General features: G+C 48.9%; 4 protein-coding genes. All 4 read right to left on the reverse strand.

The window, feature by feature from the left end:
- Positions 1-127: 127 nt before the first annotated feature.
- The gene (locus tag HUU10_09655; protein NUQ81862.1) at positions 128-7876 is read right to left on the reverse strand and encodes a VCBS repeat-containing protein; all 7749 of its coding nucleotides are present in this window, start codon (positions 7874-7876) and stop codon (positions 128-130) included.
- 239 nt (positions 7877-8115) lie between these two features.
- The gene (locus HUU10_09660; protein NUQ81863.1) at positions 8116-11718 is read right to left on the reverse strand and encodes a VCBS repeat-containing protein; all 3603 of its coding nucleotides are present in this window, start codon (positions 11716-11718) and stop codon (positions 8116-8118) included.
- Between the two features lie 129 nt (positions 11719-11847).
- Positions 11848-18219, reverse strand: a complete 6372-nt coding sequence (locus tag HUU10_09665) for a VCBS repeat-containing protein (GenBank protein ID NUQ81864.1) — start codon at positions 18217-18219, stop codon at positions 11848-11850.
- Positions 18220-18240: 21 nt separating this feature from the next.
- The gene (locus HUU10_09670; protein ID NUQ81865.1) at positions 18241-18588 is read right to left on the reverse strand and encodes a response regulator transcription factor; all 348 of its coding nucleotides are present in this window, start codon (positions 18586-18588) and stop codon (positions 18241-18243) included.
- Positions 18589-18689 lie beyond the last annotated feature (101 nt).

Genomic DNA, 18689 nt, shown 5'->3' on the forward strand with positions numbered 1-18689 from the left:
GGTCCCGGGCTATCAGTCACAACACATGTTGTTACACAGAGAGTGTTGAAAAATAAAAGCCGCAAAGAACACTAAGTATATGTTATTAAATAACTTAGCGTCTTTGCGGCTTTACGTACAGCTTCTCTTATTTCAGCAACGTCAGTTTCTTAACCGACCGGAAGGAACCGGCTTCCAGCACATAGAAGTACAATCCGCTGGAAAGTCCCGATGCGTTGAAGGAGACCGAATGGAATCCGGCTTCAACCGACTGATTGACCAGTGTACTGACCAACCGGCCGGTTACATCATACACCTTCAGACTCACTTCGCCGCTCACTGGTACCTGGTAACTGATCATCGTTACCGGGTTGAACGGATTCGGGAAGTTCTGAGCTAGTTCATAGTCGGACGGTTTAAGGTCAACCGACAGGATGTGCGAGTAGGTAAACGAACCATCCGTATCGATCTGTTTCAGGCGGAATTCAGCCCGGTTGGCCTTGATTCCTGAAACGGTGTAAGAATACGTTTGAGCGTCGGTGGTCGTTCCCTTTCCGGCAACAAAGCCCACTTTCTCCCAGCTGCTTTCTTCTGTGTGGTTTCGACTCTGCTCAACCACCGAACCTTTGGTTTTCATTTCCACTTCCCACCCGCTGTTGTTGGTTTCGGTCGAGGTCATCCATTTCAGATGAACGGCAGGACCATTCACATCGATGGAGAAGGAAGCCAGTTCAACCGGAAGAGAAGAACTTTCACCCAATGTGAAAATGGAGAATGAGGTTATGGTGAACGTGGCAGTCCGCGGATCGGTTGAGGTATTGATCTCAGCCGTTACAATGTCCCAGTTCTCGCCACCGTCACCGCTCTTAAACACCACCAGATCGGCCAGATTCACGCCATTGTCGTTGGTGGATGGCCAGGTAAGGGTAACCGTGACCGGTCCGCTTGGTTGAGTTTGCGGGGTGATGGTCCAGATTTGTTTAATGGCATCCTGATGTTCAGAAGACCCTGTTTCCCGTTTGATCACGGTATTGCCCAGATTATTTGACTGCGGATCGATGGAAATTCCCAATCCGCCGATGTTGTTCTGGGAAGTTGTGATTTCGCGGGTGGTCTGAATGGTACCAACGATGTAGTTAGCCGGTGTCTCTCCGGTGAGGGTACCGGTTGTTCCGAGGTTGATGGTGTTGCCACTGGTGTTTATCTGGGCTCCGACGGTGAGCGTACCGGTCACATCGAGGTCACCGGAAAGGGAGGTTGGAGCACTGTAAGTCACATTGGCAAATGTACCGCTGGAGGCATTGTTACCCGAATTGTTCATGATGATGGAAATGGACCCACCTGAATAATTGGAACTGACCAGGTCCATACTGCCATCGCGGTCCAGATCGGTTGCAACCACATCGGAGGGATAGCCGCCTGTTCCTTTCGATTCACCGTTTCCAAAGGTGCCATTTCCGGCATTCTTCAGGATGTAAACGGCGTTGGCATCGCTGCAGGCAGCAAGGATATCCATGTCGCCATCGCCATCGATATCGGCTGTGGCCACCCCATCGGGTTTGGCCGCAGAGCCATAGGAAACCGAGGAGGCGAATGTTCCGTCACCGTTGTTCATCAGAACGGAAAGCTTACTTTCCGGGAAGAAACAGGCGGTTACAAGATCAACATGGCCATCGCCATTAAAATCGGCTGCAGAAAGACCGCGTGGTTTTCCACCGGCACCATATTCCGCCTTTGCAGCGAAGGTTCCGTCGCCGTTGTTTTTGAGAACGGTCAGGGTGGAGGAGTCCCAGGTCGAGGCAACTACATCCAGATCGCCGTCCTTATCCACATCGGTCATGACCATGTTGAAAGGTTTCTGTCCGGAGGAGTAGGTCACCATGGCGGCATAGGTTCCGTCACCGTTGTTTTTAAGAACGCCGATGGTATGCTCATAATAATTACCGGTGATCAGATCCATGTCGCCATCGCCATCGATATCAGCAGAGGTTACTCCCCAGGGTGAATTACCTGTGGTGATATCGGTTTTTGCTGCGAAGGTTCCGTTGCCATTGTTCTTAAATTGCGACAAGGTGCTGTTCAGGGAATTGGCTGAGATCAGATCGAGATCACCATCACCATCCACATCAACAGCATGAACACCCCACGGATTGGTTCCGACACCGAGATCGGTTTTTGCATTCAGGGTTCCGTCTCCCTTGCTGAGGAAAACCGATAACGAACTACCAATATAATTGGCAGTCACCACATCGGGATATCCGTCATTGTTCAGATCGGCAGCGGTAACGGCTGATGGATTGGATGCGGCTTCCATGGATACCGCCGAGGCAAAGGTTCCTGAAGAATCGGCATCGACGATGTAGGTCCAGGTGAAAGCCTGTTCCATGTTGGAACCAAACGAACTTTCAACTGATGATTTGATCGTTACCGTTACTTCTTCACCCGCCATAAAATCGGTTTCCGGATTGTAAGTGGTGGTGAAGGTTCCGTTGTCGTAACTCAACGTTCCGGTATGATATCCAGACTGCGAACCCGAAACGCGGACGGTGGAAGTTGAAAACGTGCCGGAACTCATGGCCTGGTCAAAGGTCGCAGCCGGAGAGGCGGATGGGGCTGCATTGAGACCATTTTGTGCAGGAGTCACAGACGATACTACCGGATTGGGGGCATTATACCATACCGTAATGGTCGATCCGGTGTTATTGGCAGTGAACATATCGATGCTTCCGTTGCCATCGACATCACCTGTATTCATCCCGTAAGGAACAGCCCCCACTGCCTTATCTGTTTTGGCATCGAACGTTCCGGTTCCCTGATTCTTAAATACCGACACCGAATTGGAACTGAAGTTGGAAATGAGAACGTCCAGGTCTCCATCGGCATCGATGTCGGCAACCCGGGCCACATAAGGATTGGTCGCCGCGGTATAATCGGTTTTGGCAGCAAAGGTTCCATCCCCATTGTTTTTCAGAATGGAAAATGAACCGGCTGTCCAGTTGGCAGAAATGATATCCATGTCACCATCCCCATCCATGTCACCCAATGTCAGGTTTTGCGGATTGGTTCCAACGGTGTAATTAATGCGCGCGGCGAAAGTACCATTTCCATTATTCACGTAGACCGACACATTTGAATTGCCATAATTGGCACCCACGAGGTCGACATGGCCATCTCCGTTCACATCGGCAGCCGACAATCCAACCGGCTGAGTTCCCGTGGAATAGTCGACTTTGGCTGCATAGGTACCCGTTCCGTTATTCATCAGAACAGAAATCGAGGAGGAACCGAAATTGGTCACGGCGACATCCTGATCACCATCTCCATCAAAGTCGGCGGTGGCAGGAATCAGCGGATTGGATCCGGTTGTGATATCCACCTTGGCAGCAAACGTACCATCCCCATTGTTTTTAAGAACAGAGAGCGTGGTGGTATTGTTATTCGGAACCAGAAGATCGACATCCCCATCCCCATCCACATCACTGGCAGCTAAACCAATCGGGGCATCACCGGTGGTATAATTCACCCGGTCTGCAAAGGTTCCATTGCCGTTGTTTAAAAGAACGGAAACGTTGTCGTTGCCATAATTGACGGCAGCCAGATCGAGATCACCGTCACCATCAAAATCGGAAGAGAGGATATGTCCCGGCTGGGTTCCCAGTGAGTAGGTGTTTGTGCTTCCGAATTCACCTCCGCTGGTTCCGGCAACTGTATAGCTCCATACATAATCATCCAGGCTTGCATTATCCGAACTTTTAACCGAACTGGTCAGTGTCACCGACACCACTTCACCCGTTTTAAAGTCGGAGGTCGGATCGAATGTGAGCGTATTGTTTCCTGAATTATAGGAAATGGTCCCTGTTTTCCTGCCGGTGTGTGAACCGGTTACTACCACCGTGGAGGCAGTCAGGGTATTGCTGTCCATGGCCTTGCTGAAAACTGCGGACACAGATGCGGAGGCTGCAATATTCACCGCATTTTTTGATGGGGTCACCGAGGTGACGGTGGGCGGTACCAGGTTTAGCAAAATGGTCAGATTGCTGGTGTTGTTATTTGCAGTGATCACATCGGCTGTTCCATTGCTATCCACATCTCCTGCGGTAATTCCATAGGAGTTGCCACCCACCGTTTTGTCTGATTTGGCAGCAAAGGTACCATTGCCATTGTTTGCAAAAACCGAGACCGTTGAGGCTCCAAAATTGGTAACCATTACATCGATATCCCCATCCCCATCCATATCGGCAGAGGTGATTGCGAACGGATTGGCACCTGTCGTATAGTCAACTTTTGTTGCAAAGGTTCCATTGCCATTGTTTTTAAGGACAGATATGGAAGCGGAACTGTTATTGGTGACAGTAACGTCGATGTCCCCATCGGCATCCAGATCGGACAGGGTAATGTTCTGCGGTGACGAACCCGTCCCATAATCGGTTTTGGTTCCAAAGGCTCCGGCTCCGGTATTGAGCAGGATTGAAATGGTGTTGGCCGACTGATTGGACGATACCAGGTCGGGAAGGCCATCATTGTTGAAATCGGCAAATCCGCTTCCAACCGGACTTGTGCCAGTCGGGTAATCAACCTTGGAGGCAAAGGTACCGTTGCCATTGTTCTTCAGGACGGAAATGGTTGATGATCCGTTGTTGGAGACAGCCAAATCCAGATCCCCATCGTTATCCACATCGGCACTGCTCACAATTACCGGGTTGGTACCAGTGGAATAATCCACTTTGGTAGCAAACGTTCCGTCTCCGTTATTGATAAATACAGAAACCGAGGCAGCTCCATTGTTGGTCACCACCAGATCGGGATGATCATCTCCATTCACATCGGCAGTGGTAATGCCAACAGGTCCCGAGCCAGTCGTATAGTTCACGCGGGCAGCATAGGTACCATCGCCGTTGTTTTTTAATACAGAGACATTTGTATTTCCATAATTGACAACAGCAATATCCAGATCACCATCACTATCCACATCGGTGGTTGTGATATGGCCCGGGAAGGAGCCCAGGCTGTAGGTGGCTGAACTTCCGAATTCACCGCCACCATCATATCCAACGGTGAAGCGATAAGATTTGGTCGCCAACAGGGAGGCGCCATCACTGCTTTGTACGCCCGATGTGATGGCAAAAGTCACCACATCACCTGCAACAAAATCGGTAGTCGGATCAAAAGTAGCCGTCATGTTGCCGGAATTATAAGAAACTGAACCCGGCACCTTTCCTTTCACCTGACTGGTCACCTGAATGGTGCTGGTGGTGAGGCTGCCACTGTTCATGGCTTTATCGAAGGTGACCGTGATGGAGGAGGATTTGGCAACATCAATCGCATTGATTGTCGGACTGACCGATGAAATGACGGGAGGAGGTGCGCCATTCATATATACCGACACCGTATTGTCATCATAATTGGTGACCACAAAATCGGCATCTCCATCGCCATCCATATCGGCAAAGGCAATGTTTTTCGGATTGTTGCCCACCGCATAATCGACTTTGGCAGCAAAGGTGCCGTTGCCGTTATTTTTCAGCACAGAAATGTTGTCATCTCCGGAATTCACAGCCACGAGATCAAGATCCCCGTCGCCATCAATATCAACAGCAGTGATACCTTCGGGGGCATTACCAATCGAGTAATCAACTGATGAAGACGCAAAATTACCGCCTGATGTGAGCAGGACCATGGCTTTTTCGTAGTAGTTATCGACTTTCACGAGGTCCAGATAGCCATCGTTATTCAGATCGGCAAGTACAAGTCCCCTCGAATCGAGATCCTGAATATCCTGATACCTGCTCGAAAAAGTACCATCCGAATTGTTGATCGGGTAATACCAACTGCTTCCCCTTTCCGAGGTATACATGGCATCGGGAAACCCGTCATTATTCACATCACCGGCAACAATGTTGTACATGTTGGCAGAACCGTCAAACGTGGCTGACAACGTAAAAGTCCCATCACCATCATTTGAGAAAAAGTTTACCGGCGCACCCGATGAACTGCTGTTACTGGTGATCAGCAAATCCGGATATTTATCCCCATTAATATCGGCAATTGCAATTCCGTACGGGCTATCGCCACCTGCTTCACTCACCTGAGCAGCGAAGGTACCGTTGCCATTGTTTTTAAAAATGGAATAGGTGTTATCCCAGTAGTTGGCAACCACCAGATCCAGATCGCCATCCAGATCAATATCGGCTGCATCAAAGCCTGAAGGACGGGAACCAGTGGCATAATCGGTTTTGGTTCCCAAAGCACCACTGCCATTGTTCAATAAGACAGAAATTGTATTTGCTTCGTAATTGGCAGTCACCACATCGGCATCTCCATCGCCATCCAGATCAGCAGTCAAAACCTGATTGGGTGTTGAGCCGGTTGTAAAATCGGTTTTAGATGTCAGGATTCCAGTGCTGTTTGCAGTTGCAACGGTATAGGAAAACTGATATTCCTTGGAAAGCGCCGCGTTATCTGCGGTTTTAACACCGGTACTGACCAATACAGTAACCACTTCGCCCGGTTTAAAATCGCTGGTCGGATTGATTGTCAGGACTTTTGTACCAGAGTTATAAGAAAAAGTGGCCGGATGAACACCCGATATTGAACCGGATATCAGAATCGTTGAATTGGTAAAGGTGCCGCTGTTCATATCACGGCTGAAAGTGATGGTTATATCGGCAGAGGCACTGATATCCAATTGGTGTTTGGTTGGGGAATGAGATGAAATGGTCGGGAAAACCGGTTTATCATTCAGGAAAACCATGACACGAGTTGTTATATCGGAAGGATCATACATGGGAAAAACCAGATCTATTTTCCCGTCAGCATTAAAATCGGCTGCTCCCCCTTCGGATACAATCGTATCCAGCGTCAGGTAATTGACAGGAGTTGCAAAAGAGCCTGCTCCATTGTTCAGTGCAATTGAAATTTTGGCACCAACTTCTGCCACCAGGTCGAAATCTCCATCCCCATCCACATCGGTGGCAAGAATCCCATCCTGACCACCGGAAAACGCCGGACCGGCACTGGCCGTAAACACACCACTGCCATTGTTGGTAAAAATCCGGAAATTGTTCGAATCAAAGTCAGAAGCAATGATATCCAGATCAGAATCCCCGTCGATGTTGGCAAGTGCCAATCCGCGAAGGGTCGACCCGCCGGTGTAATCGACAAAGGCGGCAAAGGTTCCGTTTCCGTTGTTTTTCGACACCGAAATCACATCTGAATACTCATAGGTGTTGATGAGGTCAATATCCCCGTCGCCATCGAGGTCACCGGCTTTGATTATGTATGGATCGGATCCGACAGGATGATCCGATTTTGCTGCAAATGTTCCGTCTCCATTGTTTTTCAGAATGGATAGAGTACCCCCGGTATAATTGGCTGTTGCAATATCCTTATCCCCATCGCCATCCAGATCGGCCAGGACGAGGGTATTGGGCCAATCATCGGTGGCGTATGATGTTTTTGTGGAATACAGGCTGCTTCCCTGATTCAGATGAACATTCACCTGATTGCTACCATCATCGGCTGTCACGACATCCTGTTTTCCGTCGCCGTTCAGATCGGCAACCGCCAGGTAGGACACGGACGAACCAGTTGAGAAGCCGGTTCGTTTCTGAAAGGTACCATCCCCATTTCCCAGTAAAACAACGATCAGATTCTCATCGAAGTCATTGGAGGCAACAATATCCTGCTTTCCATCACCATTCACATCGGCGGTGGTTACATTGTTTACATACCCGCCTGAATAATACCAGGCCTGTGCGTCAAAATTTCCTGCTGCCATGACAGCAGTGGTTGGTGAAACGGACGGAGCCGTTGAACGGTCTGACTGAGCGAAGGAGCCCGCTGCCATCAGGATACTGAAAACGGCACTCAGCATCATGGACTTTACCAGTTTTTTCATTTTAGCCTCATAGTTGTTAAAAATCTGAAGGAGTGCCCTTGTGGTGCAGAATCCTGTGCTGTGAAGATGCGAGGATTTCGAAATCGTGGGAATAGGCAGAAGTACCTATTCTTCTAGGTAGAAGTACCTATTTTCTTGTCCGGCGTGAGGACGGGCACAGATTCCGGCAGGGGGTAAAATAAAAAACGGCTGCCCGGTTAACCCGGACAGCCGTTTCTTTACAGAGGCAGTAAGAAGAGTTACTTCACCAGCGTGAGTTTCCTGACCGACCGGAAGGAACCGGCTTCGATCTGATAGAGATAAACCCCGGTGGCCAGTCCGGCTGCGTTGAAAGTAACCGAATGGAAACCAGCTTCAACCTGACCATCCACGAGTGTTGTGATTAACCGGCCGGTGACATCATACACCTTCAGGCTCACCTTGCTTTTTACAGGTAACTGGTAGCTGATCACTGTAACCGGATTAAACGGATTCGGGTAATTCTGTTCAAGTGCAAAAACACTCGGTTTCAGGTCAACCGACAGGATCTGTGAATAGGAAACCGTGCCATCATTGTCGATCTGTTTCAGACGGAAACTGACCTGCTTCGTTTTTAGATCGGAAACAGAATATGAGTAATTCTGACGTTCAGTGGTCGTTCCCTTGCCCGGAACAAAACCAACAGCCATCCATTCTGACTTCTGACTCCTGACTCCTGACTCCTGCATTTCCACTTCCCAGCCGCTGTTGTTGGTTTCGGTTGCGGTGGACCATTTCAGATTCACGCGGTCTCCAAAAGCCTCAGCAGAAAAGCCGGCCAGTTCAACCGGAAGTGAACCGGTTTCCCCGAGAGTAAATACTGAGAAGGAGGTAATGGTGAAAGTCGCGGTTCGCGGATCGGAATCGGTGTTTAAAACGGCGGTCACCACATCCCAGTTCTCTCCGCCATCGCCGCTTTTAAACACCACCAGATCGGCCAGGTTCACTCCATTGTCATTGGAGGACGGCCACGAGAGTGTAACGGTGACCGGTCCGGAGGGTTGGGTCTGCGGAGTAATGGTCCATACCTGTTTGATACCATCCTGGTGTTCCGAGGTTCCGGTTTCGCGCTTGATGGTGGTGGCTCCAAGATTATTCGACTGCGGATCGATTGAGATACCCATTCCGCCGATGTTGGATTGAGAGGATGAAATCACCCGTGTGGCCTGCACCGACCCCTGAATGTAATTGGCCGATGTTTCGCCGGATAATAAACCGGTTGTCCCCAGATCAATCGTGTTTGAACCAGTGGTAATTTGTCCGCCAACCGTAAGCGTGCCGGTAACGGTTACATTTCCGGTGAGTGACGTGGTTGAATTGTAGGTCGCATCGGAAAATTCACCGGCGGTTTCATTGGTGCCTTCCGGGAACAGTCCGGCGATAAAGACCGATACCGAATTGGATTCATCATTCGGCACGATGACATCCAGATCGCCATCGCCATCCAGATCGGCTGTGTAGATCCATGCCGGTGTGTCGGCCGCTCCAACGGTCTTTTCCGGGGCAAAGGAGCCATTTCCGTAGTTTCTCAGAATGGAAAACCGGTCAGCAGGATAATTCCGGGTCAGTATGTCTAGGTCTCCATCGCCATCAATGTCGCTGGCAACCACACCCCAGGCCCCGCCTGCATGATAGTTTACCTGACCGGAAAAGGATCCGGATCCATTATTTAAAAGCACAGAAACAAGGCTGTCACCATAACTGGTGGTAATGATATCTGCGTCACCATCCGAATCGACATCACCCGAGGTCAGCGATCCGACTTTAAGACCAATTGAAAAATCGGTTCCGCCATCGAAAGAACCGGATCCGTTGTTTTTAAAAACCGTTCCATTGTTTTCCCAATAATTAACCGTTACCAGATCAAGATCGCCGTCATTGTCTACATCGGATGATGTGATAAATGAGGTATTATTGTTGGTTTCAAAGTTTACTTTTTCGGCAAAGGTTCCATTGCCATTATTCGGAAAAACCGAAAGGGTGTATGCCCAGGAATTTCCTGAAATCAGATCAATGTCTCCGTCGCCATCAATGTCGCCTGCTGTTGCCGTCCAAGTTCCATCCCCGATCGGATATTTTACCGGACTGGCAATGGTTCCATCTCCATTATTGATCAGGACGGAAATATCATTGTCATCATCGGTGTTCACCGAAATAAAATCAAGATCCCCATCGTTATCGAGATCGGCAGCGAAAAAATTATTGGGAACGCCACCGATGGTGAATGAATTAGCAGATCCGAACGTTCCATCCCCGGCATTTAACAGCACGGAGACTTCTTCAGACACCCAATTGGCCGTTACCAGGTCCGGATGACCATCACCATTCATGTCGGTTGCCTGCGCAAAGAATGGATTTCCGGTTACAGGATAGTTGACAGCCGGGGCAAACGTTTCTGCTTTATCCGATTTTGCAGAAAAGGTCCAGACCAAAGGTTTTTGAAGGGAACCGCCTTCTTTGTTTTTGACAGAATCGGTGACCACAACAGTAATTACTTCACCTGCAGCAAAATCCTGATCAGGGTTGATCGTTAAAAGAGTCGAATCCACATTGAGTGAATAGGTTGCTGAATAATTTCCATTTATCGATCCGATAAGAGGGATGGAAATGGAATGCACGGTTGCAGAGGAAACCTTGGTGTCGAAGGTGATTTCAATATTGGAATTGGTCTGAACATTTAATTTGTTTTTTACAGGCTGAATAGTAGTGATTTGAAGCGGTGTTGGGATAAATACCCACCAGGTTAATTTGGGATATCCCGAATTATCAGTACCGTTAATTTCCCAGATGTCATTGGTTCCGTTGGTGGTTTCCGTGATGAAATCCCACCCTGCATCGGTGAAGGTCGATTGAGTTTTCATTTGAGCGGTCGTTTTTCCCGTGCCACCGTGACTCGATGCTTTTCCGGATGTTTCGGTATCCCAAAAGGAATTCGAAATGGTTCCACCAGAGCCGTTCCCACCGACAAGTCCACCTGTGTCGGGATCATTTACGGGAATATTGCCGGTTGCGAAAGAATAATTAATGACTCCTGAATAATTGTTATATCCAACTAGTCCGCCTACCCAATAACTACCGCTTACCCTTCCGGTTGAATAGGTATTTGCGAGGGTGCCACTGTTTTGTCCAACCAACCCGCCAACCTGAAAAGAACTACTGGTTGCATTTCCGGTGGCAAAGGATTTAGAAATTGAACCCGAACTGGCGTTAAAGCCAACAAGCCCCCCGATTGTTGTTGAACTACCGCTCACGTTGCAGGTTGAATAGGAATTGGTTATTGAACCGCCGTTGCTCCCGACAAGACCTCCTGCCGTTCCTGAGTTTCCTTTTACAGTCCCGGTACTGTATGTATTTGAAACAGAACGGGTGCTGCTATTATTCAGACCAATGAGTCCGCCCACATATCTTTTACCGGTTATATTGACATTTTTTACCCCAAGGCTATCAATGCTTCCGGTGCCATGGCTTAAGCCAAATACGCCAACATAATCAACGGTTGGTCTGTTGATGTAAATACCAGTAATCGTGTGACCTTTACCATTGTAACTTCCGGTGAAATAGTTGGTTGAACCATTTCCGATGGGCGTAAAGCCGGCTCCACCATCCCAGGTCGAAGTTGCAGAGGCGTTGATATTGGCGGTTTGAATAAAATAACCACTCCAGGATGACTGGTTCTGGGTTACCCAATACAGGTTATCCAGTGTGGCAATCTGGTACGGATCTCCGGCTGTTCCTGCACCGGAAGGTTGAACGGCTGTTTGTGCAGCAAGGGTAGTGCTTAATCCAAGTAGGACTGCGGTCCACAACGCTTTAGCATGGTTCATTGATTTTTCTCCTAAAAAATGGGTGGATTCTGATTACAAACAACAAGTGCCCGATTACACAGAAAAAAAATGCGCTAAGTGTTATTCAGTTAACCACTTAGCGCATTTTATGATTTCTATGCCTGTTTTTTATTTCACCAGTGTGAGTTTTTTTACAGACCGGAAGGAACCGGCTTCGATCTGGTAGAAATAGACACCTGTTGCAAGTCCGGAAGCGTTGAAGGTCACCGAATGAACGCCGGCTTCAATCTGACCATCCACCAGGGTGGTGATTAAACGGCCGGTGACATCATAAACCTTCAGGCTCACTTTACTCTTTACCGGCAACTGGTAATTTATTACCGTGACCGGGTTAAACGGATTCGGGTAATTTTGCCCCAGTGCAAAAACCGTTGGTTTCATGTCAACCGACAGGATCCGTGAGTAGGAAACCGTGCCATCGGTATCGATTTGTTTCAGACGGAAATCGATGGAACCTGCTGCCGTTACCGGTACAGAAAACTGATAGGTCTGAGCTTCGGTGGTTGTGCCCTTTCCGGCGACAAATCCAACCGATTTAAACGTGCCCTTCACCGTGCTGGTACTGACGCGTTGCTCAATTTCCCAACCGGAATTGTTTGTCTCGGTCGCGGTGGACCAGTTCAGACGGACAAGTCCATCTGCAGGAGTTACCGTAAAGGAAGACAATTCGACAGGAACCGTCGATTCATCAAACACTGGTAAGAACTGGCTGAACGAGGTGATTCCTGTCCAGGTAACTATACCGGTCTGATGATCGGCAGAGGATGCACCACCCAGATCGGTCCAGGCGCCAGTTGAGGTGGAACTGCGTTTGTACAGTTTCAGGGATTGCGGGTAGAGGTCAACCACTTCATCCAGCACCCCTTCTCCAAAGTTCAGGGTCAGATCGACCGAGAACGTACCCGGATCGCCGAAGAGTTCAATCACGAAATATTTTCCGCCAACGGCCGCAGAGTAACCTTCCGGCCATGAATTAGGTGCAGCAGTCACTTCAGAAACCACCACATCAACCGGATTGTCGAATCCATCACTCATGTTAAGCGTGGCATTTCCAACTGTTTGTTCTCCGGTGGTTACGCCGGTGGTAATAGTTGCTGACCCTTCACCGATGGGCACGCCGGAAGTTACCCAGGTAACATTTTCCAGATAGAAGAGCTGATTATTGATCAGTTGCGAGGCAGTGGTTCCCGAGCCGTCATTAAACTGCCAGTATCCCAGAACATTTTCCGGGAATCCGCTTAAGGTGGTATGCATGCCAGATCGGATTTCCTGAGCGGTCAATACTTTGTCACGGATCTGTAGCTCATCTACCTGTCCAGCAAAATACACATCCCCATCATACCCAAGTACAAAACTGTAATCATAGTCGTTGTAGTACACGTTGCTGTAAGTACCGACCGAATTTCCATTCACATAAAAGGTCCCGTTCGAATAATCATCAGCATCTCTGTGCATCGTCAGTGCCACATGATACCATTGATTGCTTCTGACAAGATCCGTTCCGGTGATGGTAACAGGGTCACCCGCATCATCATCATAAATACTGGCATATAAATATCCGCCATTTATGCCGAGATGAATGGGATAGTAGTACTCTGACTCACCTGATGAGGTCATTTTTGATATGGAACGACGCTCATCGGTTTTCCCATCTGTTAATGGTTTACTATCTGGTCCTTTAACACGATCACCACCGGCAATACCCTGAGAGTCTCCCCTGACAAAGAAGGCAGCAACGGACGAGGAATCAGCCACTTTCACCCACATCTGAATGGTGATGTCCTTTGGCAGCTCAGTTTCATAAGAAAATTCCGCTGCAGAGGAGGATCCGTTAAAGGACAAGGCGGTTCCCGGTGTTGTTGCAAACGGGTAGCCATCTTTGGAATTGGTGGTGAAGGTACCAGTTGCGGCATTGGTTGTGTAAAACACGTCGTCGCCTTCATTTCCATTAAAGGTGAATACAGCCACATGGTATTGGGTATTCAATGACAAGCCAGAGAGGTTTACTGTATTGCCTCCACCGGCATAGACAACAAAGTTGCCGCCACCGAGATCGCTGCCCGAACCAAAATTGGAATCAGCTATGTAATTCCCGTTATCAGCAGGTGTGGTACTTACAGCGCCGCCTGCTTTAACGACGACCAGATGTCGGCTTCCGCCACCTTTTGTCCAATTCAGGGTGATTTTTGACCCCAGATTCCCCGAGGAAGCCACACCAGTTGCTTCTGCCGTAGGCGCAACGGCCGTGGTGTTCTCGTAAACACCCAGCTTTAACAGAAAATCCGGGCCGACATATCCACCGTAAATGGTAACAAAATCCAGATCACCATCCGAATCGGCATCTGCCAGATTCAGACTTCTGAAATAGTACTCCGGAATCGTAAAGGAAGCCGAGTTACTGAACGATCCGGTGCCGGAATTGTAGTAAGCCATGATGTATGTTTTGCTGTTGCTGTCGTGCTCATTGCTTGTAAACACCAGATCCAGGTCGCCATCGCCATTCAGATCGCCGATGTTAAACGATTTAATCGCCAATTCAACCGGGGTGGCAGGTTGTGCAGAAAACGTCCCGTTTCCGTTATTTTTCAGGATGAAAAAGGAAAGACCATCGGTGGTTGTGGCAACAAAATCCACATCGCCATCGGAATCAAAATCGGCCGCCTTAATCAGTTTGGGAGCAAGGTCGGTTTCAATGAAATAGGGTTCACCAAATTGCTGGTACCCATCGGCTTTGGTCCGATCGTTCAGGGCAATCCCCAACCGGGAATATCCGTTCTGACTGTAAGACATAACAAAATCCTGGTCTCCGTCATTATCGAGGTCAATGATCTCGAGGTCGGATGAACTCCAGTCTATTTGTTTGATATCACCATTGAAAGTCCAATTGCCATTATTGATCGCGAAAATCGGTCCGCTGGATCCTCCATATCGCTGAATCAGATCAGCAAATCCATCGCTGCTGATATCCTTGGCAAGCAGGTTATCATAATAAGTAGCAAATGAACCGTAAGAAACCGCTTCAGTGAAGGAAGCACTGCCGTTATTGGATAACACATCCAGACTTGAATTACCGGATCGGCCAATAACCACATCCAGATCGCCATCTGAATCCATATCAGCCAGCCGCAGATGGGCAATGTAAGCCTTTGAATAACCCAGGGAAACAGGAGCTGCAAAGGTTCCATCTCCGTTGTTCAGCAGCACATATCCGGTTCCGTAATAACCGGTCGTGGCCACAACATCCTGATGCCCGTCTCCATTCAGATCACCAACAACTAATTGATCGGGATACGTCCCGTTATCGAACGTGAGGGTACTCCCCAACACAAAATGGCCTTTGCCATCTCCGGCAGTGGCCACGGTGAATTCGGTCGATCGTCCGGTATACAGATGGGTTCCGTTCAGACTGGAAACCGAATCGGATACGGATAGGATGTAAGTCTGTCCGGGTTTAAGGTCTGATGTTGGATCAAACGTAATGGTCCGGCTGGGTGAATCAAAGGAAACCGAACCGGCAACAAGCCCGGCACCGGACCCGATCAGCCTCACCGTGGTGCTGTTGATGGTTACCGGATCTGCATCATAATTCAGGGTAGCAGTCAGGGAGGTGGAAGCAGACACATCAATCGAGTTTGGTGCTGGTGAAAGCGAGGTCACCGTTACAAAATCGGACGATTGATAAATAGCCACGTAGCTGTTCAGCCGGCTGGTCTGAACCAGATCCAGATCGCCATCCCCATTGATATCAGCGGTGGAAAGTACAGGATATCCGAGATACGAATATTCATATCCCGTCAACAAAGCATAAAAGCCATATTCTTTGGTGAAACTTCCTGAACCGTTGTTGGTGAGGTAATGGATTTCATCATAAAAATCTCCATCCTGTGCGGCAACAATGATATCGGTATCACCATCGTAACCGAGGTCCATAAAAGTAACCGATGATGGATTTACGAAAGAAAAATCGGTTCCTGATGCAAAAGTTCCATTACCGTTGCCGGCAGAGACCGTTACCTTGTTACTGAGCTGATGAACGGTGATCAGATCCAGGTTACCGTCTTCATTCAGATCGGCCAGATCAAAGTCAGAAATATTGGTGAATCCCAGATTGACTTCAGTGGCAAACGTCCCATTCCCATTGTTTTTCATGAGAAACACGGTTTGACTCTCTCCCCCGATCAACAGATCAAGATCACCATCATTGTCGATATCGGCTGTCCGGATTCTGTTCATGGAAGAAGCAAACAGTGATTTATTGGCTGCAGACGCAAACGTTCCATCCCCGTTGTTCATAAACACCGAAAGACTGATTGCCATCCGGTTGTAAACGGCAATATCCAGATCTCCATCGCCATCATAGTCACCGATAACAGCGGTGGTGGTTCCACTTTGTGCGCCATAGAAGGTGCTGGTAAATGAGAAGGAGCCATTGTTCAGGTAAACGCTGATGCCGTTGCTCAAGTACTGGGTGATGACAAAATCCATGTCACCATCCCGATCGAAGTCGGCAACGGATAGACTGTTTGGCAAGGTGGAAGCCCCGGTGAACAGGGTGGTTGCGGTGGTGAAGGTTCCCGAGCCATTATTGGACAGAATGGTGATGCTGTCCTTTTCTGCATTCGGGAAAATCATATCCAGATCACCATCATCGTCAAAATCGGCGTGAGCCACGCCGTAGGGCTTGGTTCCCGGGAAGAACTTAGAGTTCTGGCTGGATATGAGATCTCCTTTAAGAACCGTATTGAATTGGAACACATAGGGCAAAGACATGGCCGCACGCTGGCTGTTCTGAACACGGGTGGTCACCACAACGGATACCTTTTCACCCGGAACAAAGTCAGAGGTTGGGTTAAAGGTGGCGGTATACGTTCCGCTGTTATAGGAAAGACTGCCACCATGATTTCCCGATTGAGAACCGTTAACGAGAATGGTCCGTGCATTGATCGAATCGGCAAACATGGCCTGGTCGAAGGTGATGGTAATGTTGCCGTCGGTGGTTGCATCGATGGCCTGAGCCGTTGGCGTTGTGGAAGACACGGTCGGCGGAACAATATTCAGCTTAACAGTAACCTGATTGGTGCCTGACTGTCCGGTGGCTAAATCAATCGTCCCGTTACCATCCAGATCGGCTGCAGCCACACTGAAGGTGCTGAAACCAGTGACCAGATCGACTTTGGCGGCAAAGGTGCCGTTACCGTTATTTTTTAACAGGGCCACACTGCTTCCAGGAGCAGAATTTGCACAGAGAATATCGATATCTCCATCGCCATCCACATCCTGTGCATTGGGGTAAAAGGCACCGAATGGCATGGAATAATCGACTCTGGCAGCGAAGGTTCCGTCTCCGTTGTTTTTCAATACGGCAATGTTTCCGCTTGATGCACCGGAAATAATGGCGACAATCACGTCGGCATCGCCATCACCATCCAAATCAGCAGAGGTCAGATGCCGTCCTGCCTCACCGGTACTGTAATCGGTTTTGCTGCCAAAGGTTCCGTCTCCAAGATTGGGAAGAACCGAAATGGTTTTGGATGCATAATTGGAGGTAATCAAGTCCAGGTCTCCATCGCCATCGACATCGGCCGACGTCACGCCAAAGGGTCCGTCACCGGTAAAGTATTCAACATCATCTGCAAACGTGCCATCTCCGTTGTTGATAAATACAGAGACCGAGTCATCGCGTTCGGTCGGTGCGATCAGATCCAGATATCCATCCCCGTTGGCATCGGTCGCAATCAGGCTGCGCGACTGAAAAGGAGTGGCATAATCAACTTTCGCCGCAAAGGTTCCGTTTCCGTTATTGATCAGAACCGACAGGGAAAGACCGAAGCTGTTTGCAGAAATGATATCCATGTAACTGTCATTGTTGAGGTCTGCAACCGTTATCTGTGTCGGATTATCACCCAAAGGGTAATCGGTTTTGGTGGCGAAGGTTCCATCCCCGTTGTTTTTCAGGACGGATGCATTATCCCAATCATAATTGACTGTCACCAGATCGTTGTCACCGTCATTATCCACATCGGCCACTCTGACTTCCCTGGGTCCATATCCAACTGTGTAATTGGTGGATGTGTAGGACTCTCCACTGGGCGAGCTGGCAGTGGTAAAGTTCCAGCTGTATGCGTCAGACAGCGCCACTGCAGAGCCATTGGTTACTCCGGTTGTAACGGTAACAGTTACCACCTCACCCGATTCAAAATCGGTTGACGGATTAACCGTTGCTGTATTGGTACCGGCGTTATACGAAATTGAACCGGCATGATAACCAGTCATGCTGCCGTACACCTTGATGGTTCCGGTTGTCAGGGAACCCTGATTCATTTCCTCACTGAATTGAATCTGGATATTGGTGGATGCCAGTTGGTTGATGGCATTTTTTGCGGGTGTTGTTGAGGTGACGGTAGGTTGAGCAATCACCATTGCGGATGTTAAAAACATCGCAATAATGGGTAGTAACCAGTGTCGTAGCAGAGTTTTCATGGGTTCCTCGTTTTGGTTTGTTTAATGTAAAAGGGCAGTCAGTTCGGTCAGGTTGTCCTTCAGGACCATTCCGATGGCGTTCAGTTTCATGGCCCGGTTTCTGAAGGATGGAGATTGGTGGCTGGTAACGAAAATGATCCGTGCGTCCGGGTGGAGTTTTGAAATCTGCTCGGAAGCAGTAAATCCATCCATTCGTCCCAATTGAATATCCATCAGCACAAAATCGGGATGATGAATGTTGAACAGACGGATGGCTTCTTCGCCGTTATCGCACTCTATAAAGTCGACCGGACTGGTTTCTCCCGCCTGGACAATCGTCCTGAGGGTTTTTCGCATGTCGGAATGGTCATCAACGATCAGCAGTTTCATTCAGCCGGGCCTTCGGTAGTTACCCATGAAGATGGCAGGATTTAGGAAACCGGAGTATAGGCAGAAGTACTCATTTTACTAGGTACTACTACCTACAAATG

Source organism: Bacteroidota bacterium (genome assembly GCA_013360915.1).
Lineage (GTDB): Bacteria > Bacteroidota > JABWAT01 > JABWAT01 > JABWAT01 > JABWAT01.

Coding starts and splice junctions, on each gene's coding strand:
- HUU10_09655 (NUQ81862.1), bottom strand. CDS start 7,876: ATGAAAAAACTGGTAAAGTCCATGATGCTGAGTGCCGTTTTCAGTATC.
- HUU10_09660 (NUQ81863.1), bottom strand. CDS start 11,718: ATGAACCATGCTAAAGCGTTGTGGACCGCAGTCCTACTTGGATTAAGC.
- HUU10_09665 (NUQ81864.1), bottom strand. CDS start 18,219: ATGAAAACTCTGCTACGACACTGGTTACTACCCATTATTGCGATGTTT.
- HUU10_09670 (NUQ81865.1), bottom strand. CDS start 18,588: ATGAAACTGCTGATCGTTGATGACCATTCCGACATGCGAAAAACCCTC.